The following is a 23,019-nucleotide window of genomic DNA, read 5'->3' on the forward strand; positions in this document are numbered from 1 at the left end:
AGGTCTGACATGATCGACATCCGTCAATTGCGCTACTTCGTTGCCGTCGCCGAAGAAGAACACGTCGGTCGCGCCGCCGAACGTTTGCACATTTCCCAGTCGCCCCTGAGCCGGCAGATCGCCCAGCTTGAAGAACGTCTGGGCCTGACTCTGTTCGAGCGCAGCCAGCAGCGCATCCGCCTGACCCGCGACGGCCAGACTTTCCTCGCCGAAACCCGCGCCCTGCTGACCCACGCCAATCGCCTGGAATCCTTGGGCAAGCGCCTGGGCCGTGGCGAAGAAGGCGGCTTGTGCATTGGCTACATTGAAAACGCCATGCACGCCGGCGTGTTGCCCAACGCCCTGCGCGTACTGCGCGTCGACCGGCCGAACGTGCACGTCGCGCTGTACAACCTGAGCTCTGCCGAACAACTCGAAGGCCTGCGTCAGCGTAGCCTGGACATCGCCCTGGTTGGCGAACCGCCCGTGGCCGATGATCCGGACCTGCTGGGTTTCCAGGTGCTGGACGACCCAATGCTGCTCGCCCTGCCCGAGCATCACCCGCTGGCTAAACAGCTTGTAATGACGCCGACCGACCTGGCCGATCAAGAATGGATCGGCGTGCAACACCGCCAGAACGATGCCAGCCGCGACGACTTCATCAGCGCCTGCATCCGCGCCGGTTTCACCCCGGACATCCGCATGGAAGCCACCGAGCCCTTCACCGCGTTGGGGCTGGTGGCGTCGGGGCTGGGGATTGCGATGATTCAGAAAGGCTTGAGCCGCAACGCACCGCCGGGCGTGGTGTTGCGGGAAGTGCCGTGGATTTCCTTCACCACGCCACTTTGGGCGGCGTGGCACCGGATCAATCTGCGGCCGCTGGTGGAGACATTCAGGAAAGTGCTGACAGAACCGGGCTCGCCATGATCGTTCCCACGCTCTGCGTGGGAATGCAGCCCGGGACGCTCCACGTCCCTTTCCCGACCTGGAACGCGGAGCGTCCCTTGAGGCATGACGTGGGAACGATCTCGTCAGGCGTCCTGCGGATCGACGTTATCCAGCGCCCGGTTCACCGCCAGCTCGCCAAGCATGATGATCTGCTGCAACGCCAGCATCTTGTGGCGCTGCGGCCCTTGCAGCTCCCCGGCAAAATCACTCGCCATCACACTCGCCGAGGCCATGGACTCGCAGGCGTGAGCCAACAGGCTTTCCGAATCGATATCGGGCGCGATGAGGAACATCGTGCTGGGTTTTCTTGCGGCCAGTGCCTTGGCGGGGTTGAGGTAATGGTCGAGTGCGCGGTCGGCGGCTTCGTTGAATTTTTTGGAGTCGGGGGGATTCGTACGGAGAAACGTCGTTTATATCCGGAGGATTGGGGGTGGCTTTGAACACAGTGAAGCTCCTTGATTGGTGGAGCTGCGACCTGACGCGGTCAAACGAAAGGTGGCAGCTGTACGCGGGTTGACCGACCGGAAATCAAGGAATCCGGCACACTCGAAAGTGTCCCTCGCACAGCCACCGCAAAAAGCCTGGAGCTTTTCTTGGCCACTGGTACGCCTTGATCGATTCGGACGGTCAAGTCCGGACGCTGAATTGGCAGCGACCCGGAAACGATAGAGTCCAGGCCCAAGGCGCACAAGCCGGCGGATTCTGGCGCAGACGTAGGCAACGACGCAAGGATGTGTAGCCTGAGAGAGTGTCTGGAGATGTCGATTAAACATCGACGTTTAAAACCCGCCCCGCGCCCATACACCACGGACCAGACTGAAAAATAAATGCGCCTCCTTTTCCGGAGACGCTCAGGAAAGTACTGACCAAATCGGGCTCGCAATGATCGTTCCTACGCTCCGCGTGGGAATGCAGCCCGGGACGCTCCGCGTCCCCTTGGAAAGCTGGAACGCGGAGCGTCCCTAGAGGCATTACCACGCGGACGGTTCGACGTGTAAACGATCATACAAACCTGTCAGATATGACAGTAGATAAACGCTAAATAATAGGTAAGCATTCAGGGCACATCCTCTAACGGAAATGAGGCACCACCCATGAATTCGACTCGTATTGACCCAATCAGGTATCTAAACGGCGAATCCTCAAAATTCGGAAAATTTACGGCGACTACAATAGTTGTACGTCATCCATCCTATCCACCACCACACTCGGAACTAAGAATAATTGGCAATACCCCTTATGGCGGTGGCGCCCACGGTGTAATTCTTGTGATACAGCGCAGTGAAATTAATATTGGCAAATACCAAATAGCCGAAAAATCAGATGTTACTGCTATCTATGGCTATGGCGAACCATCCTATTTTGATAACAACGGCACACTTGAAATTGAAGCGTTCAATTCCAAGGATCAATATGTTAAAGGTCGATTTAGTTTTACATCCAAAATAGCTGACACAACTGTTAACGGGGAGTTTGAAATCACTGGATTTGAGCGTAATCAAATTGAACATCCGACCCTGAGCAGTGATTGAGATCGTTCCCACGCTCTGCGTGGGAATGCAGCCCGGGACGCTCCGCGTCCCCTTCGAAAGCTGGAACGCGGAGCGTCCCTAGAGGCATTCCCACGCAGAGCGTGGGAACGATCACCCATCTAGCCAGCAGTTGGTGCTTTGACTCGCTTGTCATGCACCGGGCGTCAACGATAACGATTCGGCAGAACGTTGGTTGCGCTCGAAAATCGTCCAATACAGGTCGGCGCCGCAGCCGGGGGATTGATCGATTGGAAAGACGCGGGATCGGTTTCGCGCAGGAAGATCGGCATATCGGTCATCGGCGGCATGGCGGGAATATCGAAATACATCTGGATCACCCAGCCCCGATGATAGCTGGCGTGGTTAACCACGTGCAGCAACATCGCGCCGGCGCTCATGGAGCCGCTCTCGCCCGAGACGAAGGTGAACTCAACGGGTTTGTCCAGCGAGGCCTCGGTCTGCCGGGCGCTCCAATCGCAGTACCAGTGATCGATGTCCTTTTGCGCCAAGCGCAAGTCAGCCAGGTCGGGATGCAGCAGATCGTGTGAGGTTTTGAAGCCGTGCCCTCGGCCTTCGAGGTGAGCCTTCCAGATGCAGTCCACGACATAGATGTGGTTCAGGGTGCCGATCATGTTCCTGAACACCGACACCCGCTCTTTGTCGACCTCTCCCGGCGGCAGTTCGGCCAGGCTGTCAAACAGGCGCTTGTCGGCCCATTGCTTGTATTCGGCAAGCATGCGGGCAGTGCGTACGTTGATCATCACAGCTCTCCCATGACAATGGGCACTCTGCCAAGCATAGACCTCTGGACGCTAAGCGGCGCAAACGCTGATAACCGGCAGCTTCACCTTCGGCTAAAAGGCATACGGCGCCAAACGCTGCACCACCCGCTCGGCCAACGCCAGGCAGCTGGTCAGGCCTGGGGATTCGATGCCGAACAGGTTGACCAGCCCTGGCACGCCATGCTCGGCAGGACCGCTGATGATGAAGTCAGCCGTCGGCTCGTTCGGGCCGGTGATTTTCGGGCGGATGCCGCTGTAGGCCGGCTGCAGACTGTTATCGGGCAAACCGGGCCAGTAACGCCGGATCGCTTGGTAGAAGCCGTCGGCCCGGTGCGGATCTACGCGGTAATCCACCTGATCGACCCATTCGACATCCGGCCCGAAACGCGCCTGCCCCCCAAGATCAAGGGTCATGTGCACGCCGAGCCCGGCACTTTCGGGCGCCGGATACACCAGATGCCGAAACGGTGCCCGACCGCTGAAACTGAAATAGCTGCCCTTGCACAGTCGCGCCGTCGGAACGTGCTGCGGTGGCAGACCTTCAATCCGGCTCGCCACGTCCGGCGCGGACAACCCGGCGCAATTGATCAGCTCGTGGCAACTCAACGTCATCGGTTGTGTGCCGCCCATGTGCAGTTCAAAACCTTGCTCGGTGCAGCGGGCAGACGCCAGCGGCGTGTGAAAGGCAATCGACGTGCCGTGCGCTTCGGCGTCTGCCTGAAGCGCCAGCATCAGCGCATGGGAATCGACGATACCGGTGGAAGGCGACCAGAGCGCCGCGACGCAGGACAGCGCCGGTTCAAGCGCTCGTGCCTGTCCTGCGTCCAGCCATTGCAAGTCATCGACGCCGTTGCGTAGGCCCTGCTCCAACAATGTTTGCAAGGCCACGCACTGGCGGTCATCGGTGGCCACGATCAGCTTGCCCAGGCGCTGGTAATCGACGCCCCGCTCATCGCAAAAGGCATACAACCGTTGTTTGCCCTCCACGCACAACTGCGCTTTCAGGCTGGCGCTCGGGTAATAGATCCCGGCATGGATCACTTCCGAATTACGCGAACTGATGCCCACGCCGATGCCGTCGCCGGCCTCGACCAGGATCACTTCCCGCCCGCTCCGGGCCAGCGCCCTGGCCACCGCCAGGCCAACCACGCCGGCCCCGACCACCACGCATTCGATATCGACGCTCACTTGCCTTGTGCTCCTTCCACGCCTGACGATCCGTCAAAACGTACCGGGATAACTGCCGCCATCCAACAACAAATTCTGCCCGGTCAGAAAACCGCTGTGAGCACTGCAAATGAACGCGCAATAGGCGCCGAATTCATCGGGCTGGCCGAAGCGCTGGGCCGGCACATGTTTGCGCCGCTGTTCACTGATCTGCTCGACATCGGTGCCATTGGCCTGGGCGGCCGCGCTCAGGGTTTTGTGCAAGCGCTCGGCCTCGAACGGGCCCGGCAGCAGATTGTTGATCGTCACGTTATGCCCGGCCAGCCGTGACTGGCGAGCCAGCCCGGCGATAAAACCGGTCAAGCCACTGCGCGCACCATTGGACAGGCCGAGCACATCGATGGGTGCTTTTACCGCGCCCGACGTGATGTTGACGATGCGCCCAAATCCATAATCGTGCTCCTGACAATTGTGATGTTGACTAGGGTTTCACACTCGCGATACGCCAGATCTTGTTCCCGACATCATCGGCGACCAGCAACGCGCCGCGCTGATCCAGCGTGACACCAACCGGACGCCCACGCGCTTCGCCGTCGGCGTTGAGAAACCCGGTCAGGAAATCAACCGGCATCCCCGCTGGTTTGCCATCGCTGAACGGGATGAATACCACTTTATAGCCCGCCTGCGGGTTGCGGTTCCACGAGCCATGCTCGCCAACGAAAACACCCTGGGCGAAGTTCGCCGGCATGGCCCGCGAGTCCGAGAATGCCAGGCCCAGCGGCGCGACGTGAGTGCCCAGCGCGTAATCCGGGGCAATGGCCTGGGCCACTTTGTCCGGACGCGGTGGCTCGACGCGGGTGTCGACGTGGGCGCCGTAGTAGCTCCACGGCCAGCCGTAGAATGCGCCGTCCTTCACCGACGTCAGGTAATCGGGCACCAGGTCGCTGCCGATTTCGTCACGCTCATTGACCACGGTCCACAGCTGCGTCGTCCCCGGCTTCCAGGCCAGCCCGTTGGGGTTGCGCAGACCACTGGCAAACAGACGCTTGCTGCCATTCTTGACGTCGACCTCCCAAATCGCGGCGCGACCTTCTTCCGCGTCGAGACCGTTCTCGCCGACATTGCTGTTGGAGCCTACGGTGACGTACAGCCGGGTCCCCTCAGGGTTGGCCAGTACGTTCTTGGTCCAGTGATGATTGATGCCTGCAGGCAAGTCGGTGACTTTCACCGGCACTGCCTTTATCTCGGTCTGGCCTTCGCTGTAAGGCACCTTGACCAAAGCGTCGGCGTTGGCGATGAACAACTCATTGCCCACCAGCGCCATGCCGAACGGCGAAGTCAGGCCGGTCATGAACTCGGTCCGCACCTCGGCGTGACCGTCGCCGTCGACATCGCGCAACAAAGTGATTCGGTTGGCGCTCGGGGCATCGGCCCCCACGCGGCCCATCACGAAACCCATCGCCGTGCGGCGCATCCAGGCGATCGGCCCGGTACCACCATCGGTGGCGCCTTCAGGCATCGGCGGATGGTTGCTTTCGGCGACCAGCACATCGCCATTGGGCAAGACATAGATCCAGCGCGGGTGGTCGAGGTTTTCAGCCAGGGCAGTCACGGTAAAACCGGCGGGGGCCGTGGGGCGGTCATGGCCCGACCAGCCCACCGCTTTTGAAACTTTCAAGGTGGGAATCAGCGAAGTGACGGGCTCGGGCAGCTGCGGAGCCGGGCCGACGCTGGCCTGCGACGGCAGTTTGGAAGACTCACCACAGGCAGTGAGTAGCGCAGCAGTGGTGATCAAGAGCGCGAGCCGGTTGGGCACATTCATGTTGGAACCTCGCAGTGGCCATCCGTGGGCCAATTATTGGGCAGGCAAAATCCCTTGAAGTATTGCGGCGCAGATCCCGTTCAAAACACCGCACCTGCGGCAAATCACATTTGCCTTAATCGCACGAATGCTCACTGGCAGACGCAGGCATTATCCCGAGGGATTCAACAAAGCCTCTCGCAGCAAGCGCGCCGCCGGCGAGTCCGGCACGCCTTTGCGCGATACCAGTTCATAGGGTTCGCTGCGTGAGGTGATGGGCAGCGGCAGCGTGGTGGTGAAACCGTAGCCGGAGCAGAACTTCGCCACATCGGTCGACACCAGGGCGACGAGCGTCGGGTTTTCCTGGAGCAACGAGAGGGTGGCAAACGCCGAGGTGGTTTCCAGCAAGTGCACCGGGAATCGCAGGTCGGCCTCGTGAAATTCGCGCTCCAGCAACAAGCGCATCGGCATGTTGGCGCGGTAGACGATCCAGCGGTAATCCACCAGATCCTTGAGGGACAACTGCCGGGCGTAGGCGAATGGATGTTGGGTGCTGGCGATCACTGCCAGGGTTTCCTCGACGAAGGTCGAGCTCTCATACAAGTAGGGCGTGGTGCTGATGGTGGTACGGCAGATCGCAAGGTCCAGGCGCCCGGCGTCGAGCTGGCTGAGCAGCGCAGCGCTGGTGTCCTCGACGATCTCGATCGACAGCTTCGGGTTGTCGGCAATGACTCGGCTGATCGCGGTGGTCAACAGCGGCACGGCGCCCATGATGGTGCCGACGGACACCCGCCCGCCCTCGCCGCTCATGATGCCGATGATCTCTTCGCGCAGGTGCGCGAGGTCGGTCTGGATCAGCCGGGCGTAGCGGATCACCGAGCGTCCGGCATCGTTCGGTTCAAGCCCGCGGTTAGTGCGGGTGAACAGTGAAGTGCCAAAGGTGGTTTCAATTTCCTGCAGGGCTTTGCTGGCGCCGGGCTGGGTCAGCGCGACCTGCTTGGCCGCGCCCAGCAAGGAGCCGTGCTCATCCAGGGCTATCAACAAACGTAGCTGCTTGATGTGCAGGCGGGACATGATCGAATTGAGTGAGGGCGTCATCAGGGTTAACTAAAAGTTATAGAGGTATCGAAAGTTGTCAGTATCGAGGCTCGCCACGACGGCCCTATAGTCCACCCCACAACCAGGCAATGCAATGGGTTTGACCCGAGATCGAAAGCTCTCCTGCCCCTGACCGATTGCAACAATAACAATCCTGTATAACTTGTGGTGAATCATGTCCCTCATCAACTACGTCACCAAAATCCAGTTTGGCTACGACAGCCTGCAGCATCTGGCCGCCGAAGCCGAGCGCGCCGGCATTACCCGTCCGTTGATCGTCACTGACGTCGGCGTGCGCCGTGCCGGTATCGTCGACAAGGTCATCGCGGCCCTCGGCGCTGAGCGTACACCGACGATTTTCGACGCCACTCCGTCCAATCCCAACGAACACGCCGTGCGTGAAGCCGTCGAGCAATACCACCTGGGTGAGTGCAACGGCATCATCGCGGTGGGTGGCGGTTCTTCGATTGATCTGGCCAAAGGCGTCGCGGTCTGCGCCACTCACGACGGCCCTCTGCAAAGCTTTGCGGTGATCGAAGGCGGCCTGGATCGCATTACGTCCGCCACCGCGCCGCTGATTGCCATTCCGACCACGGCAGGCACTGGCAGCGAAGTCGGCCGAGGGGCCATTCTGATCCTCGATGATGGTCGCAAGGTGGGCGTGATCTCACCTTATGTCGTGCCTCGCGTGGCCATCTGCGACCCGGAACTGACCCTGGGCCTGCCAGCGATGCTGACCGCCGCCACCGGCATGGACGCCATCGCCCATTGCATCGAAACGTTCATGGCGCCGGCCTTCAATCCTGCCGCCGATGGCATTGCCCTCGATGGCCTGTGGCGCGCCTGGGAACACATCGAGCGTGCCACCACCGAACCCGGTGATCGTGAAGCCCGGATGAACATGATGAGTGCGTCGATGCAAGGCGCGCTGGCCTTCCAGAAAGGGCTGGGCTGTGTGCACAGCTTGTCCCACGCCCTGGGCGGCATCAATCCGAAACTGCACCACGGCACGTTGAACGCGATCTTTCTGCCCGCCGTCGTCGACTTCAACGCCAACGCGCCCACCGTTCGCGACGAACGCAAGCTCGAACGCCTGCGCCATGCCATGGGCCTCGCGGCCGGCGCCAATATCGGTGAGGCCATCGAAGACATGACCCGACGCCTGGGCCTGCCAACGCGCCTGAGCGAGATCGGCGTCGACCCAAGCCTGTTTGCCGGCATTGTCGAAGGCGCCTTGCACGATCACAGCCACAAGACCAATCCCCGCGAAGCATCGCCCGCGGATTACCTGTCGATGCTCGAACAATCGCTGTAAGCAGCCGCTATCCAACAACAATAAATCAGGAGGCAACCGCAGCGTCGAACGCGATTCGACGCCAGCGGAACAATCATGAAGCCCACCGTCCTTATCGACCGGCAAGACAGCCTTGCCATTGTCACCCTCAGTCATCCGGGAAAAATGAACGCCCTGACCTTGTCCATGTGGCAGGACCTGGGTGACGTCATGACCGAGTTGTCCGCCGATACCAGCGTGCGCTGCGTGGTGTTGCGCGGTGCTGGCGAGCAAGCGTTTGCCGCCGGCGCCGATGTCGGTGAGTTTCCCGCTGTGCGCGCCAATCAGGCGCAAGCACGGGTCTATGCCGACGTCACTTCCAGGGCCATGCGCGCGGTTGCCGACTGCCAGCACCCGGTGATCGCAATGATCCACGGCGTGTGCGTCGGCGGCGGCCTGGAAATCGCCGCACTGTGCGATTTGCGCATCTGCGGCACCTCCAGCCGCTTCGGCGCGCCGGTCGGCAAGCTGGGGCTGGTCATGTCCTATGACGAAATGGCCGGTCTGGTGGCATTGGCTGGACGCTCGACCACCCTGGAAATTCTTCTCGAAGGGCGGATTCTCGACGCCAACGACGCCTACGTGAAACACCTCGTGACCCGCGTCGTCGCTGACAGCGAGGTCGAGTCCGAAACCCTCGCCACCGCCATGCGCATCGCCAACGGCGCGCCCGTCGTCGCCCGCTGGCATCGCCAGGCCGCACGCCAGCTTGAGGCAGGCGTCGCGCCCACCGTCGAGCAGATCGACAGCAGTTACAGCTGCTACGACACCGACGATTTTCAGATCGGCCTGAACGCTTTCATCGCGAAAGCCAAACCACAATTCAAGGGGAAATAACATGGGACCGCTGACAGGAATGCGCGTGGTAGAACTGGCTCACATCATGTCCGGCCCGGTGTGCGGGATGATGCTGGCCGACATGGGCGCCGACGTGGTGAAGGTCGAGAAAGTCCCGGACGGTGACGACTCGCGCCGCTTCTCGCCGATCATGGCCAGCGGTGAATCCGCTTCGTTCATGGTGGTCAACCGCAACAAGCGCGGCATTGGCCTGAACCTGAAAACCGAGGGCGGGCGCGACGTTTTGCGCCGCCTGCTGATGGACGCCGATGTGGTCACGGAAAACTACCGCGCCGGCACCATGGAGAAATTCGGCCTCGGTTACGACACCTTGAAAACCCTCAATCCGGGGCTGATCTACTGCGCGATTTCCGGTTACGGCCGTAGCGGGCCGTTTGGCGAGAAAGGCGGTTTCGACCTGATCGCCCAAGGCATGAGCGGCATGATGAGCATGACCGGCGAAGCCGGGCGTGAACCGGTCAAGGCCGGTTCGCCGGTGGCCGACATCAACTCCGGCATCCTTGCTGCCCTCGGCATCTGCGCGGCCTACGCGGCCAAACAGAAAACCGGTCTTGGACAGATGGTCGACACCTCGCTGTTCGAAGCCGGCCTGCAACAGATGTACTGGCCGGCGGCGGCGTATTTCGCCGATGGCACCATCCTGCCGAAGATGGGATCGGCCAACTCCACCAGCGCGCCCTATCAGGTGTTCCGCACCGCCGACGGCTGGATCAACATCGGCGCCGCCAACCAGGCCAACTACGAACGACTGGTCGAAGCACTCGCCGTGCCGCAACTCAAAGCCGACCCGCGCTTCGCCAGCAACGCGCTGCGCATGGAGCATCGCCTGGCCCTGGTGGAAATCCTCAACGAAGTGCTGGTCGCGCGCACCACGGATGAATGGATGGTGCTGTTCGACAGTCTCGGCCTGCCTGCCGGGCCTGTGCTGGACATCGCGGCGGCGCTCGCGCATCCGCAAACCAAGGCCCGCGGCATGGTCGTGGAAACCGAACACCCCACCGAAGGCCGAGTGCGCGGCATGGGGCTGCCGATCCACTTCTCCGACATGGACAACGCCGCGCCACCGACCAGCCGCCCTGCTCCATTGCTGGGTGAACACACTCGCGAAGTGCTGAAGGAAAGTGGCTTCTCGGAAACCGAAATCGACGAACTGATTAAAAGCAAAGCCGTGGTGGCATTGGCATAACGCAAAAAACCTGTGGGAGCGAGCTTGCTCGCGATGAGGTCGTGTCAAACGACATAAGTGGTGACTGATACGCCGCCATCGCGAGCAAGCTCGCTCCCACAAGGATCAGCATTGATCCGCAGTTTTTTTGAACAACAACAAAAACAAGAAGGTGAACATCATGAGCCGTATCTTGACCGAGGCCGTCAGCCGCCGATCATTTCTAGTGTCTGCCGGCGTCACCGTGGGCGGTGCATTCGCCGCCAACCTGCTGCCTTCCAGCGTCTTCGCCGCGACCAAACCGATTGTGTTGCGCTACACCAGCAGCCTGCCCGACACCCATCCGTTGAATAAACAGATGAAGGCCGCGTCCGAAGCCATCAAGGCCGAAACCAACGGCGCCGTGGACCTGCAGGTGTACGCCAATGGCGCCATGGGCGGAGACACCGACATGCTGTCCCAGGTACGTGCCGGCGCCATCGACTTCATTCCGCTGCCAGGCGCGATCCTCTCCACGCTGGTGCCGGCCATGTCGATTGAAAGCATGCCGTTCGCTTTCAAGGACTACGACAGTGTCTGGGCAGCACTGGACGGCAAGCTGGGCGAGCACGTCCGGGCCAAGACCGAGAAAGTCGGCCTGATCCCGATGGAGAAAGTCTGGAACAACGGCTTCCGCCAGATCACCAGTTCGACCCGACCGATCAACACCCCGCAAGACCTCGCCGGTTTCAAACTGCGCGTGCTGGTCAGCCCGTTGTGGACCTCAATGTTCAGCGCACTCGGCGCCTCCCCGACCGGCATCAGCATCAACGAAACCTACTCGGCGTTGCAGACCAAAGTCGTCGACGGCCAGGAAAACCCGTTGGTGGTGGTCGAGTCCGCACGGTTCTATGAAGTGCAGAAATACTGCTCCATGACTGACCACATCTGGGGTGGCTTCTGGATTGTCGCCTCGGGCAAGACCTTTCCGAAACTACCGGCGGACGTGCAGGAAATCGTCTCCCGGCAAATCAACGCCGCCGCCCTGGTGCAGCGCCAGCAGGTCATCGACCTCAACTCCAGCCTGGAACCGTCCCTGACCGCCCACGGCATCACCTTCAACAAAGTCGACCGTTCGTTGTTCCGGGCTGACCTGCAATCCAAAGGGTTCTACACCCAATGGAAGGACAAGTACGGCCCCGAAGCCTGGAGCTTGCTCGAGCAGTACGCGGGTCAACTGTCCTAAGCCGGAGACAAGGTCATGAAAAACCAACTACCAATGACGGATGTTTCTCCCGCTGAAGGACTCAGCCCACACCAGGCCACATTTCGTCTGGGCCGCGCACTCGACACCGGGTTGCGCTGGCTGACTGAAGGCAGCGCGGCGTTGCTGGTGGTTATCGAAGTCACGTTGCTGTTTTGCAATGTGTTCTCCCGATACGTACTCAATCAGCCCATCGTCTGGGGTGATGAACTGGCCTCGCTGCTGTTTCTGTGGCTGGCGATGCTCGGTTCGGTGGTGGCGATGCGGCGCGGCGAGCACATGCGCCTGACCTCTTTCATCGGGCGCTTGCCGCTCGAGAAGCGCGCCTTTGTCGACACCTTGGGCGCGGTGATCGTCATCACCTTCATCGGATTGCTGTTCACGCCGGCCTGGGAATACGTCAGCGACGAATGGATCATCACCACGGCCGCCCTGGAAATCCCCAACGCCTTTCGCGTGTCGGCCATCGCGGTTGGCCTGAGCCTGATGCTGATGACCTGTGTCGCGCGGTTGCTGACCAGTGCGCGGCTGATCGATTTCTCGGTGTCGGTGGCGATGCTGGCCTCGCTGGCCGGGTTGTTGTGGGTGGCTGAAGGTCCTCTGCTGTTGATGGGCAACTGGAACCTGGTGGTCTTCTTCATGATCGGCGTCATGGCCATGATCGTCATCGGCGTGCCGATCATGGTCGCCTTTGGCCTGGCAACCGTGGCGTATCTGTCGACCATGACCAGCACGCCGCTGACCCTGGTGGTCGGGCGGATGGACGAAGGCATGGCGAGCCTGATTCTGCTGGCCATTCCGTTGTTCGTGTTCCTGGGTGCGTTGATCGAAGCGATGGGCATGGCCCGCGCAATGATCCACTTCCTCTGCTCGTTGATCGGCCATGTCCGTGGCGGCCTGTCGTATGTGCTGATCGGCGCGATCTACCTGATCTCGGGCATTTCCGGCTCCAAGGCTGCCGACATGGCGGCCATCGCCCCGGCGCTTTTTCCGGAAATGAAGAAACGCGGCGAGGATGAAAACGAACTGGTGGCGATGCTCAATGCCTCCGGCGCGATGTCGGAAACCATTCCGCCAAGCCTGGTACTGATCACCATCGGTTCGGTGACCGGGGTGTCGATTTCGGCCCTGTTCACCGGGGGATTCATGCCGGCAGTGGTCGGCGCCATCGCGATGGCGGCAGTGATCTGGTGGAAAAACCGCAAAGGCGAAGTCACCACTGGTAAACGCGCCTCGGCCAAGGAAATCGGGCATTCACTGCTGGTGGCGTTACCGGCCCTGGCCCTGCCCTTCGTGATCCGCACCGCTGTGGTCGAAGGCGTGGCCACCGCCACCGAAGTCGCCGCCATTGGCGTGGCCTACACCTTCATCGTCGGGTTGCTGTGCTACCGCTGCTTTGACTGGCGTCGGCTGTATCCGATCCTGGTCAGCACCGCGTCACTGTCCGGCGCGATCCTGATCATCATCGGCAGCGCGACCGCGATGGCCTGGGCGCTGACCCAATCGGGCTTCTCCCACCAATTGGCGCAAGTGATGTCGACCGTGCCGGGTGGTGCGCTGGGTTTCCTGATCATCTCCGCCGTGGCGTTCATCCTCCTGGGCAGCTTTCTGGAAGGCATCCCGGCCATCGTGCTGTTCGGACCGCTGCTGTTTCCGATTGCCAAGGCCATGGGCATCAACGACGTGCATTACGCAATGGTCGCGATCTTTGCCATGGGCCTGGGCTTGTTCGCCCCACCGTTTGGTGTGGGCTTCTATGCCGCGTGCGCCATCGCCAAGGTCGACCCCAGCGGCGCCATGCGTCGAGTCTGGCCGTATCTGGGCGCGCTCGTTGTCGCCCTCGGGGTGCTGATCGCCGTGCCATGGATCTCCATCGGTTTCCTGCCCGCCACCTGAATCACTCTTTGACTGACAGCACTCAAATACGAGGTTTCTCATGAATTTCTCCACGCTCGAAGCAGGCACCGCCACCGAACACAAACTGATCGTCGACAAGGAACGCACCATCTCGTTTCTGGGTGAAGACTTGCGCATCTACGCCACGCCTCGCCTGGTGAACGACATCGAACAAACGTGCCTGGACTACCTGCTGACCTTCCTCGACGAAGGCGAAAACACCGTTGGGGCCGCAGTCGATATCCGACACGTCGGCGCAACGCTGCTGGGCATGTCCGTCAGCATCGTCGCCACGGTCACCCGCATCGAGGGGCGCAGCGTCACGTTCAACGTCGAGGTGCGCGATGACGTCGAACTGGTCGCGACGGCGGCCCATACCCGCGTTGTAGTGAACGTCGCCAAACTGCGCAGCCGCGTCCAGGCCAAGGCTGATGCGGCCGCCGCCGGCGAAGTCGAAGACGGCGTGCTCAGCCCTTCCCAATTCGCCGCCTCGCGCTGAACAAGGGCCTACGTCATGATCACGCTGCACGAACGCAATGGCTTGCCCAACCTTGCGGCCGAGGATGCGCTGCCGATTGTCGATGCTCACCACCACTTGTGGGACTTGGGCAACGGTCGTTATCCGTGGCTGCAAGACGAGTATCACGAGGATTTTTTCCTCGGCGACTATCGCAGCCTTTGCCGTGATTTCTTGCCGGAAGACTTTCTCGCCCTGACCGCAAGGCAACGGTTGGTGGGCACGGTGCACGTCGAAGCCGAACGGGCCCGCGATGAGCAAGTGGCCGAGACACGCTGGCTGGAACAGGTGAATGCCCGTTACGGCTTCCCGAATGCCATCGTGGCCCATGCCTGGTTCGACCGTGAGGACAGCGTGGAGATTCTTGCGGCCCAGGCCACCAGGCCGCTGGTCAAAGGCATACGCTCCAAACCCGTCACGTCGACGTCGCCCGAGGTGTCGATTGCAGGCGCCAAGGGCACCATGCAGGACCCGAAATGGCTGGAAGGCTTTGCGCGCCTGGCCGATCACGACCTGTCGTGGGATTTGCGCGTGCCGCCGTGGCATCTGGTGGAAGCCGCTGAAGTGGCGGCGATGTTTCCGCAGATCCGCATCGCGCTCAATCACACCGGTTTTGCCTGGGATCGCAGCCCGCAAGGCATGGCCCGTTGGCGCAAAGGCCTGGAAGCCCTGGCCCTGCAGCCCAATGTGCACATCAAGCTCTCGGAGTTTGGGTTGAAAGACTCGCCCTGGCACTACGACGACAACCGGATCGTGGTGCTGACCGCGCTGGAGATCTTCGGCCCCGAGCGCTGCATGTTTGCCAGCAACTTCCCGGTCGCCGGATTGCGCGCGTCCTACGACACGATTGCCGACGGCATGGCCGCGATGCTTGCGCCTCTGGGCCGGGCCGTGCAGGAAGCGGTGTTCGCTGGCAATGCACGACGTTTCTATCGCCTGGAGGAACAGCATGGATAACCGCGCACGCTTTCTGGCCAGTGGCGAGGATGCGGACTTGCCCATCGTCGACGCTCACCAGCATTACTTCGACATCGAACAGCATTACTACCCGTGGCTGAATGACCGGCCGTTGCGGCCCTTTCGCTACGGCGATTACTCGTCGATCTGCCGCAATTTTCTGCCTCAGGACTATCGCCGGCTGACGGGGCGCCATCGCATCGTCCAAACCGTCGTCATCGAAGGTGAATGGGACCCCACGACGCCCGCCGATGAAGTGAGGTTTGTCGAGTCGCTGGCTCAAGACGAACCCACGCTGGCGGCGATGGTCGCGCAGGCCTGGCTCGATCGTGAGGACGCCGCGCAGCTCTTGCGCCAATACGCTGACCATCCGCTGGTGCGCGGCGTTCGCCACAAACCGGCGGTGACCAGCCTTGAAGCCTGGCGCGAAGATTTCGTCGCGCCAGGTTCGATGCGCGATCCGCGCTGGCGCGAGGGTTACGCCCAACTGGCCGCCAATGGCCTGCACTTCGAGTTGCAGGCGCCTTGGTGGCATCTGGCGGAAGCCGCCGAGCTGGCCAGGGATTTCCCGGACGTGACCCTCGTGGTCAATCACACGGCGCTGCCGGCGGATCGTTCGGAAGAAGGCTTGGCTGGCTGGCGGCAAAACCTCGCCTTGCTGGCGCGGGAGCCGAATGTCGCGCTGAAGATTTCCGGCATCTGCCTGCCGGGCAAGGCGTGGCCCGTGGAGGCGAACCGGGTCGTGGTCAACGATGCAATTTCAATATTCGACGTCAGCCGCTGCGCGTTTGCCAGCAATTACCCGGTGGACGGCGTCGTCAACGGCATGAGCGAGATCTTCGACGGTTTCAAAACGATTACCCGCGACCGTTCCCCAACCGATCGGCTCGCCCTGTTTCATGACAACGCCCGGCGCATTTACCGGCTTGCTTGACCCTCATTGAACAGCCCTTCAGGAGTTCCCATGTTTGAAGTTTCAGGCCACAACTACATCGCCGGCGCGCGTTCCGCACAAGGTTCGACCACCTTGCAAAGTCACGACGCGCGCACCGGCGAAACACTGCCGTATCACTTCCATCAGGCGACCGTGGATGAAGTGAATGCTGCCGCAGAAGCAGCGGCCACGGCTTACCCGACATTTCGTCAGCTGTCGGCCGTACGCCGCGCTCAGTTCCTGGACGCCATTGCCACTGAGCTTGAGGCGCTGGACGACACGTTCATTGCCCTGGTGTGCCAGGAAACCGCCCTGCCCGCCGGCCGCATTCAGGGGGAGCGCGCCCGCACCAGCGGCCAGATGCGCCTGTTCGCCACGATGCTGCGTCGCGGCGATTTCTACGGTGCGCGCATCGACCGTGCATTGCCGGACCGCCAACCGTTGCCGCGTCCCGATTTGCGCCAATACCGAACCGGGCTCGGTCCGGTCGCGGTGTTTGGCGCCAGCAACTTCCCGCTGGCCTTCTCGACCGCTGGCGGCGACACCGCCTCGGCCCTCGCGGCAGGTTGCCCGGTGGTGTTCAAGGCCCACAGTGGTCACATGGCCACCGCCGATTACGTCGCCGATGCAATCACCCGTGCCGCGCGCAAGACCGGCATGCCCGAAGGCGTTTTCAGTTTGCTGTATGGCAGCGTCGGCGAGGCACTGGTCAAGCATCCGGCGATCCAGGCCGTCGGTTTCACCGGTTCGTTACGCGGTGGCCGGGCCTTGTGTGACATGGCAGCGGCACGCCCTCAACCGATCCCGGTGTTTGCTGAAATGAGCAGCATCAACCCGGTGGTGCTGATGCCCGACGCACTCAAGGTTCGCGGTGACAAGATTGCCGCCGACCTGAGCGCTTCCGTGGTGCTGGGTGCCGGTCAGTTCTGCACCAATCCCGGCCTGGTGCTGGGCATTCGTTCGCCCGAATTCAGCGCTTTCCTCGAACGCTTCAGCGCCTTGATGGGCGAACAACCGGCGCAAACCATGCTTAACAGCGGCGCCTTGAAAAGCTATTGCCACGGCCTCGACAACCTGCGCGCTCACCCCGGCATCACGCACCTGGCCGGCGCCGCGCAACAGGGCAATCAGGCGCAGCCGCAAGTGTTCAAGGCTGACGTCAGCCTGTTGATCAACGGTGACGAGTTGCTTCAGGAAGAAGTCTTCGGCCCGACCACCCTGATCGTCGAAGTCGCCGATCACGCCGAACTGCTCCAGGCCCTGCAAGGTTTGCGCGGCCAGTTGACCGCCACGCTGATGGTCGAGGATTCGGACGCCGCGACCCTGGACGACATCCTGCCGCTGCTGGAACAGAAAGTCGGACGTGTGCTGTTCAACGGCTATCCGACTGGAGTGGAAGTCTGCGATGCGATGGTCCACGGCGGCCCTTACCCGGCCACATCGGATTCGCGCGGCACCTCGGTCGGGACGCTGGCAATCGACCGCTTCCTGCGCCCCGTGTGTTACCAGAACTGCCCCGACAGCTTGTTGCCGGACGCCCTGAAGAATGCCAACCCGCTGAGCATCGCCCGACTGGTTGACGGCGTCAGTTGTCGCGATGCGCTGTAAGTCGCGTTAACCCGGCTTCAACTAACACCGATTGTTAACAACAACTCCCGCGCCTGTTGAACAACAGGCGCCGGATTCGCTCGTCCTGAAAACCGCTTCACCCCCACAACAACAAAAACAGAGGAAGTCTCATGCACGTTCAACTTCACCCGAAACACCGCGTTTGCAAATTGATGCTGGCCGTGGCCGCCGCCGTGATGATCAACACCACAGGCATGCAACTGGCCGCTGCCGAAACCACTCCCGCCGCGACGACAGCCCCCATGCAATGTGCCACTGAAGCGACACCGCGTTACACCAAAACTCCCACCGGCTACCTCATGGTCCTGCGCATGGGGGATAACGCCTTCAAGGAACTGACCAAGCTGGCCATCGCCGAGAAGATCCCCAGCGCCTCGATCACCGGCATCGGCTTCGGCAATGTGAAGTTCGGTTTCTGGAACAAGGACAAGAAAGACTTCGACGCCAAGACCTTGAACAGTGTCGAGATGGCGAGCATCACCGGCTCAGTGGCGTGGAAGAACGATCAACCTTCGATCCATATGCACGGCGTCGCTGGCGATGCCACGTTCCAGGCATATGGCGGCCACATCCTCGACTTCGAGGTCACCACCGGCTCGATGGAAATCACCGTGATCGTCCATCAGCGTCGTCTGGAACGCGGCATTGACCCGTGCATCGGCGCCAACGTGCTGGGTATTTAACTCAAGTTTCACGCTCCCGCAGGCCGTTTGCCTTGCCGGCATTCGCGACGGCGGGAGCCACCCTCCCCCTATTCAAATTACAAAAAAAGGGCGATTTCGATGAGCAATAAAACCACGGCGGTAACGATTGCACTGGGCGCCATTGCGCTGAGCACCCAGGCGCACGCCGACTTCCTGAGTGACAGTAAAGCCACCCTGGGACTGAGGAATTTCTACTTCAACAACGACAACCGCGACGGCACCGCCGCGCCTTCGAAAACCGAGGAGTGGGCGCAGGGTTTCATGCTCGATTACAAGTCGGGCTACACCGATGGCACGGTCGGTTTTGGCGTTGATGCATTGGGCTTGATGGGGGTCACGCTGGACAGTGGCAAAGGACGGCATGTCGGCAGTTCGATGATTCCTTCGGACAGCGACAACCGAGCCGTCGACGAGTGGAGCCGGCTGGGGTTGACCGGCAAGGTCAAGCTCTCGAAAACCGAATTGCGCCTGGGCACGCTGATGCCGAAGTTGCCGATCCTGGTGGCCAACGACGGGCGCCTGCTGCCACAAACCTTTGAAGGTGGCCAGGTCACCTCGGGCGAGTTCAAGGATTTGACCTTCACCGCCGGGCGAATCGAACACGCCACCGGTCGCGGCTCAACCGACCAGACGGGCTTGGCCGCCACCGGCGGCACCCGTGAAAGCAATGCGTTCGACTTCGCCGGCGGCGACTGGAAAATCACCAAGGACCTGACCGCGCAGTATTACTACGCCAATCTGGACAACTACTACACCCAGCAGTTTTTCGGCCTGATCCATACACTGACGATCTCGGAAGGACAGTCGCTGAAGACCGATTTGCGCTACTTCAAGACCGATTCCTCCGGCAAAAACAGCTCGGGCACCTCGGGATACAGAATCAGCGGCTTCACCGAAGGCAATGATGGCGAGATCGACAATAAAACCTGGAGCGCCGCGCTGATTTACACCGTGGGTGGCCACGGCATCACCGCCGGCTATCAAAGCGTTTCCAGTGGCAGCAACTTCACGCAGCTCAATCAGGGCAACCTGGCCGACAAAGGCGCTGGCGGCAGCAGTCTTTACCTGTACACCGACCGCCTGATTCAAACCTTCACCCGCGCGGGCGAACGCACCGCCTTCGGTCAATACGCCTATGACTTCGCGGCGATGGGCGTGCCCGGACTGAAAGCGTCCGTCATCTACCTGAGTGGGGACGATATCAAGACGACCTCGGGGGACTCCCAGAAGGAATGGGAGCGCGACATTGCCCTGGACTATGTGATTCAGTCCGGTTCGCTTAAAGGAGTCGGTTTTGGCTGGCGCAACGGCAAGTCCAACAGCGAAGCGACGCGTGACCAGGATCAGAATCGCCTGATCGTGAGCTACAGCATTCCCTTGCTGTAGAGCTACTGGAAGGTTGCAAGAGATCAGCGCTGATGTTCGTCAGCGCTGTTTTTTATTGCCCGACGAAGTAGTAATGCTGTTTCCCGACCGTCATGGATTTGAGCACTTTCAAGGGCGCAGGTGGTTCGGCATCGGCGGCCATGACCGCTACATTGGAGGGCGACGCCTTCAAAAACTCATGCAGCTGCGCCTCGGTATCCAGTCCTTTGAGCACGCGGTGGGCATAGAACACGCTGGCGCCGCCCAGGCGTTCGTTGGCTTGATACAGTGCGACTTGCTGACCGTTGGCTTGCAGGGTCCGGATCTGCTCGGTCAGTGGCAGGAACGACAATGTGCGGTCGGCGTAGGGTAGCGCCCATTGTGCGGCGGCGAGGTAGCCGCCGATCACCACCGCCAGCGTGCCAAACGCGACGCTGCGGCGATGGCGGGTGACGCTGGCTGCCAGGGTGGAGACGTCTTGCCGAGCCTTCAGTTTTGCGTAAAGGACGCTCGCGTACTCGGCGGCGATGACGGCCGCCGCCGGCGTCAGCGACATCAGGTAGACCGTGCGTTTACTTGAAGCCAACGTCAGCATGACGAACTGCGCCAGTATCCATAGGGTGAAGAACAACAGGTAACGATTGGCCATCAGGCTTTTGCGGAAATGCCACAACCCCAGGTACACCAGAATGTTCCAGGGCAAAAACGCCTCGGGCAGTTTGGCCAGGTAGTAGTAGAACGGTTCGTAATGACCGGCTTCCTCGAACGAGCCACTGAAGCGACCGACGCTATTGGTCAACAGCACTTGCGTCACGGCCTCGATGCCGCCGCGTTGATACAGCAGCGCCAGCCAGATCATCAAGGGCAGCAATCCCAGCAGTGTCAGCAGCCCCGGACGTAGCCAGTGCGAGGGGTACAGGCGCTTGTCCATCAGACTTTCGGCCAGCAAAAAGGCGAAGATCACCACCCCTGGCATCGCCAGTCCCAGGATGCCTTTGCTCAAGGTGGCGATGGCGATGCCCAGGGCAAACAACAACGCGTTGCCGGGACTCGATTGTCGATGTCCCTGGAAGAATGCCAGCAGCGCCAGCGTCACGCCGAGGGCGAGCAACGCGTCTTCGCCGACGCCACGCACATTGCTCCAGTAACTGGCCATTGTCGCCAACAGCAATGCTGCGGTCCAGGCCAGGGCTGTTGGCCGGCCGAAGCGTCGCAGCATCGCGAACAACAGCATCACGCTGAGCAATCCGGCACAAGCCGAGGTCAGGCGTACCGCCCACGGCGTGCCGCCGAATGCGCCGATCGCCCCGGCGTCGAGCCACAGGCTCAGGGGTGGTTTTTCCAGGAAGGGTTCACCGAACAGGCGGGGGGTCACCCAGTCGTTGTCCAGGTGCATCTCCATGGCAATGCCGGCGACCCGCGCCTCGGTGGAACCTTGCAGCTGGTGATTGCCCAGGGCGAAGAAGAACAGCAGCGCGGCGAGCAAGAACAGTGAGGAAGTAGAGCGCGACATGGGCTTTCGGAGACCGGGAGGGAGTGCTGACCCCGAGCATACGAAGCGAATCCTTAACAAAACGTGAACGAGGCGTGAAAGCTTTAGTAAAGCTGTCTTGCCCAGTGCTGATCAGGGTCTATATAGACCTTGCTGACCAGACGTCCCTGCAACCGGGCGCCGCGTTCGTTGTCGGGGATGGCTACCGGGAAGGCGAGTTCTTTTTCATGAAGATCAAGAGCGTCTTTCCCGGTAATCCGTGAAGAACCTGTTATTTGGGGATGTTTGATCAGTGTCGCGTCTTGCGCTCCAGCAATCGCACGCCCAGAGACAGCGGATAACACAGCGCAAAATAAATCGCGCCGACGAGGATGTAGATCTCCAGCGGCATGAAGTACACGGAACTCAAGTCCTGAGCCCGCAACATCAGGTCGGGGGCAGCGATCAGCGAGGCCACCGAAGTGTCCTTCAACAGCGAGATTGCGACGTTGCCGATCGGCGCCAGCACGATCCGAATGGCCTGGGGCAACACGACCCAGCGCAACACCTTCAGATGAGGCATGCCAATCGCCTTCGCCGCTTCCACCTGCCCCTTGGGCACCGCCTCCAGACCCGAGCGGTAGATTTCCGACAAATAAGCCGCCGCATTCAGTCCCAACCCGATCATCGCCGCCTGGAACGAACTGAACTGAACGCCGATTTCGGTCAGGCTGAAATAGACGATGAACAGTTGCACCAGCGCCGGGGTGCCGCGAAATACCTCGATGTAGATCAGCGCCGCACGGCGCAACGGCCGGCTGTTCGACAAACGTGCCAGCGCCACCAGCAAACCGACGATCAAGCCGATGACCAGTGCCCCGAACGCCAATTGGAGCGTGGCCCAGGCCGCCGCCAGCAATTCGACATGGGTTGCTTCCCACAACTCGCCATAACCCATATCAGTTCTCCTTGACCACTTTGAGACGGCGTTCGGTACGCGCCGCCCAGTGGGACAGCACCAGGCTCAACACCAGGTAAATGGTCGCCAACAAAAAGTAAATCAGGTTGGTCTGGTAGGTTTCGCTGACCAGCATCCGCGCCTTGAACGTCAACTCCGGCACCGCCGCAGCCGAGGCCAGCGAAGTGTCCTTGAGCAAACCGATGGCAAAGTTGGCCATCCCCGGGATCGCCACCTTGAACGCCTGGGGCAGCACGATGATGCGCATCGCCAGGGAACGGGTCATGCCGATGGAATACGCCGCTTCGCTTTGCCCGCGATCGATGGTGCGGATGCTCGAACGGAACACTTCCGACAGAATCGCCGCGCCGTTCAGACCAAAACCAATGATCGCTGCGCCAATCGCCGGCAAGGTGATGCCGATGTAGGTCAGCCCGAAGTACAGGATGAACAGCTGGGTGAGGATCGGTACGTTGCGAAAAATCTCCAGGTAGACACTCGCGACCAGGCTTAACACCCGGCTGCGGGAAAGACGCATCAACGCCAGGCAAAATCCCAACAACGTCGCCACCACAAACGCTGCCGCCGTCAGGCCGATCGTCGTCACTGCACCGAGGCCCAGCACATTCAAAAAGTACGGGAGCATGTCGATGGCTTTGTGCAGGGCAATGGAATCGAACAT

21 protein-coding genes and 2 pseudogenes are annotated in these 23,019 nt (G+C 61.0%); 14 read left to right on the top strand and 9 right to left on the bottom strand.

Annotation, left to right across the window (positions count from 1 at the left end; translation table 11 throughout):
- Positions 1 to 9: 9 nt before the first annotated feature.
- Positions 10 to 906 carry a LysR substrate-binding domain-containing protein gene (locus tag HNR03_RS15775; protein WP_259154537.1) on the top strand — a complete coding sequence of 299 codons (897 nt, stop codon included), beginning with the start codon at positions 10 to 12 and terminating at the stop codon, positions 904 to 906.
- A 104-nt stretch (positions 907 to 1,010) separates the two neighbouring features.
- On the opposite strand, the pseudogene HNR03_RS15780 reads toward HNR03_RS15775, so the two are convergent.
- Positions 1,011 to 1,371, bottom strand: a pseudogene (locus HNR03_RS15780) (DUF6124 family protein).
- A 650-nt stretch (positions 1,372 to 2,021) separates the two neighbouring features.
- On the opposite strand from HNR03_RS15780, the gene HNR03_RS15785 reads away from it, so the two are divergent.
- A complete protein-coding gene (locus HNR03_RS15785) occupies positions 2,022 to 2,459 on the top strand; it encodes a hypothetical protein (protein WP_259154538.1) in 438 nt (145 codons plus the stop codon).
- A 164-nt stretch (positions 2,460 to 2,623) separates the two neighbouring features.
- On the opposite strand, the gene HNR03_RS15790 is transcribed toward HNR03_RS15785, so the two are convergent.
- From HNR03_RS15790 to HNR03_RS15810, 5 genes and pseudogenes are all read right to left on the bottom strand, one after another.
- The gene (locus HNR03_RS15790; RefSeq protein ID WP_259154539.1) at positions 2,624 to 3,220 is read right to left on the bottom strand and encodes a DinB family protein; all 597 of its coding nucleotides are present in this window, start codon (positions 3,218 to 3,220) and stop codon (positions 2,624 to 2,626) included.
- A 93-nt stretch (positions 3,221 to 3,313) separates the two neighbouring features.
- The gene (locus HNR03_RS15795) at positions 3,314 to 4,429 is read right to left on the bottom strand and encodes an NAD(P)/FAD-dependent oxidoreductase (protein WP_259154540.1); all 1,116 of its coding nucleotides are present in this window, start codon (positions 4,427 to 4,429) and stop codon (positions 3,314 to 3,316) included.
- A gap of 33 nt (positions 4,430 to 4,462) precedes the next feature.
- Positions 4,463 to 4,858, bottom strand: a pseudogene (locus HNR03_RS15800) (SDR family oxidoreductase); the annotation flags it as partial.
- 31 nt (positions 4,859 to 4,889) lie between these two features.
- Positions 4,890 to 6,230 carry a sorbosone dehydrogenase family protein gene (locus HNR03_RS15805; protein ID WP_259154541.1) on the bottom strand — a complete coding sequence of 447 codons (1,341 nt, stop codon included), beginning with the start codon at positions 6,228 to 6,230 and terminating at the stop codon, positions 4,890 to 4,892.
- Positions 6,231 to 6,380: 150 nt separating this feature from the next.
- Positions 6,381 to 7,307: a LysR family transcriptional regulator gene (locus HNR03_RS15810; RefSeq protein WP_222587179.1), complete on the bottom strand. Its 927-nt coding sequence runs from the start codon at positions 7,305 to 7,307 to the stop codon at positions 6,381 to 6,383.
- A 175-nt stretch (positions 7,308 to 7,482) separates the two neighbouring features.
- Here HNR03_RS15810 and HNR03_RS15815 point away from each other — a divergent pair, with 175 nt between their 5' ends.
- The 11 genes from HNR03_RS15815 (at position 7,483) to HNR03_RS15865 (ending at position 19,929) form a co-directional block, all read left to right on the top strand.
- On the top strand, positions 7,483 to 8,622 hold the full coding sequence (locus HNR03_RS15815; RefSeq protein WP_090184967.1) for an iron-containing alcohol dehydrogenase: 1,140 nt from the start codon (positions 7,483 to 7,485) through the stop codon (positions 8,620 to 8,622).
- Positions 8,623 to 8,697: 75 nt separating this feature from the next.
- Positions 8,698 to 9,477, top strand: a complete 780-nt coding sequence (locus HNR03_RS15820; RefSeq protein WP_259154543.1) for an enoyl-CoA hydratase-related protein — start codon at positions 8,698 to 8,700, stop codon at positions 9,475 to 9,477.
- Position 9,478: 1 nt separating this feature from the next.
- A complete protein-coding gene (locus HNR03_RS15825; protein ID WP_259154544.1) occupies positions 9,479 to 10,684 on the top strand; it encodes a CaiB/BaiF CoA-transferase family protein in 1,206 nt (401 codons plus the stop codon).
- 160 nt (positions 10,685 to 10,844) lie between these two features.
- Positions 10,845 to 11,888, top strand: a complete 1,044-nt coding sequence (locus tag HNR03_RS15830) for a TRAP transporter substrate-binding protein (protein WP_259154545.1) — start codon at positions 10,845 to 10,847, stop codon at positions 11,886 to 11,888.
- A gap of 15 nt (positions 11,889 to 11,903) precedes the next feature.
- Entirely contained in the window at positions 11,904 to 13,802 is a 1,899-nt protein-coding gene (locus tag HNR03_RS15835; RefSeq protein ID WP_259154546.1) for a TRAP transporter large permease subunit, read from the top strand.
- A 40-nt stretch (positions 13,803 to 13,842) separates the two neighbouring features.
- On the top strand, positions 13,843 to 14,301 hold the full coding sequence (locus HNR03_RS15840) for a thioesterase family protein (protein WP_259154547.1): 459 nt from the start codon (positions 13,843 to 13,845) through the stop codon (positions 14,299 to 14,301).
- Between the two features lie 15 nt (positions 14,302 to 14,316).
- On the top strand, positions 14,317 to 15,276 hold the full coding sequence (locus tag HNR03_RS15845) for an amidohydrolase (protein WP_259154548.1): 960 nt from the start codon (positions 14,317 to 14,319) through the stop codon (positions 15,274 to 15,276).
- On the top strand, positions 15,269 to 16,210 hold the full coding sequence (locus HNR03_RS15850; RefSeq protein WP_259154549.1) for an amidohydrolase: 942 nt from the start codon (positions 15,269 to 15,271) through the stop codon (positions 16,208 to 16,210). Before HNR03_RS15845 ends, HNR03_RS15850 begins: the two co-directional genes overlap by 8 nt.
- A 30-nt stretch (positions 16,211 to 16,240) precedes the next feature.
- Positions 16,241 to 17,818, top strand: coding sequence for an aldehyde dehydrogenase (NADP(+)) (locus HNR03_RS15855; protein ID WP_259154550.1), 1,578 nt, complete (start codon positions 16,241 to 16,243; stop codon positions 17,816 to 17,818).
- Positions 17,819 to 17,949: 131 nt separating this feature from the next.
- Positions 17,950 to 18,522 carry a PPC domain-containing DNA-binding protein gene (locus HNR03_RS15860; protein ID WP_222587188.1) on the top strand — a complete coding sequence of 191 codons (573 nt, stop codon included), beginning with the start codon at positions 17,950 to 17,952 and terminating at the stop codon, positions 18,520 to 18,522.
- Between the two features lie 99 nt (positions 18,523 to 18,621).
- A complete protein-coding gene (locus HNR03_RS15865) occupies positions 18,622 to 19,929 on the top strand; it encodes an OprD family porin (protein ID WP_259154551.1) in 1,308 nt (435 codons plus the stop codon).
- Positions 19,930 to 19,981: 52 nt separating this feature from the next.
- On the opposite strand, the gene HNR03_RS15870 is transcribed toward HNR03_RS15865, so the two are convergent.
- Positions 19,982 to 21,421 carry a glycosyltransferase family 39 protein gene (locus HNR03_RS15870; protein ID WP_259154552.1) on the bottom strand — a complete coding sequence of 480 codons (1,440 nt, stop codon included), beginning with the start codon at positions 21,419 to 21,421 and terminating at the stop codon, positions 19,982 to 19,984.
- A gap of 74 nt (positions 21,422 to 21,495) precedes the next feature.
- Here HNR03_RS15870 and HNR03_RS15875 point away from each other — a divergent pair, with 74 nt between their 5' ends.
- The gene (locus tag HNR03_RS15875) at positions 21,496 to 21,663 is read left to right on the top strand and encodes a hypothetical protein (RefSeq protein ID WP_259154553.1); all 168 of its coding nucleotides are present in this window, start codon (positions 21,496 to 21,498) and stop codon (positions 21,661 to 21,663) included.
- Positions 21,664 to 21,689: 26 nt separating this feature from the next.
- Here the strand turns inward: HNR03_RS15875 and HNR03_RS15880 are convergent, their stop codons facing one another.
- Both HNR03_RS15880 and HNR03_RS15885 read right to left on the bottom strand, forming a co-directional pair.
- Positions 21,690 to 22,337 (bottom strand): amino acid ABC transporter permease, encoded by a 648-nt coding sequence (locus HNR03_RS15880; protein WP_222587191.1) that lies wholly within the window; start codon positions 22,335 to 22,337, stop codon positions 21,690 to 21,692.
- Position 22,338: 1 nt separating this feature from the next.
- On the bottom strand, positions 22,339 to 23,019 hold the full coding sequence (locus HNR03_RS15885) for an amino acid ABC transporter permease (RefSeq protein WP_222587192.1): 681 nt from the start codon (positions 23,017 to 23,019) through the stop codon (positions 22,339 to 22,341).

Source organism: Pseudomonas sp. JAI111 (assembly GCF_024809425.1).
GTDB lineage: Bacteria > Pseudomonadota > Gammaproteobacteria > Pseudomonadales > Pseudomonadaceae > Aquipseudomonas.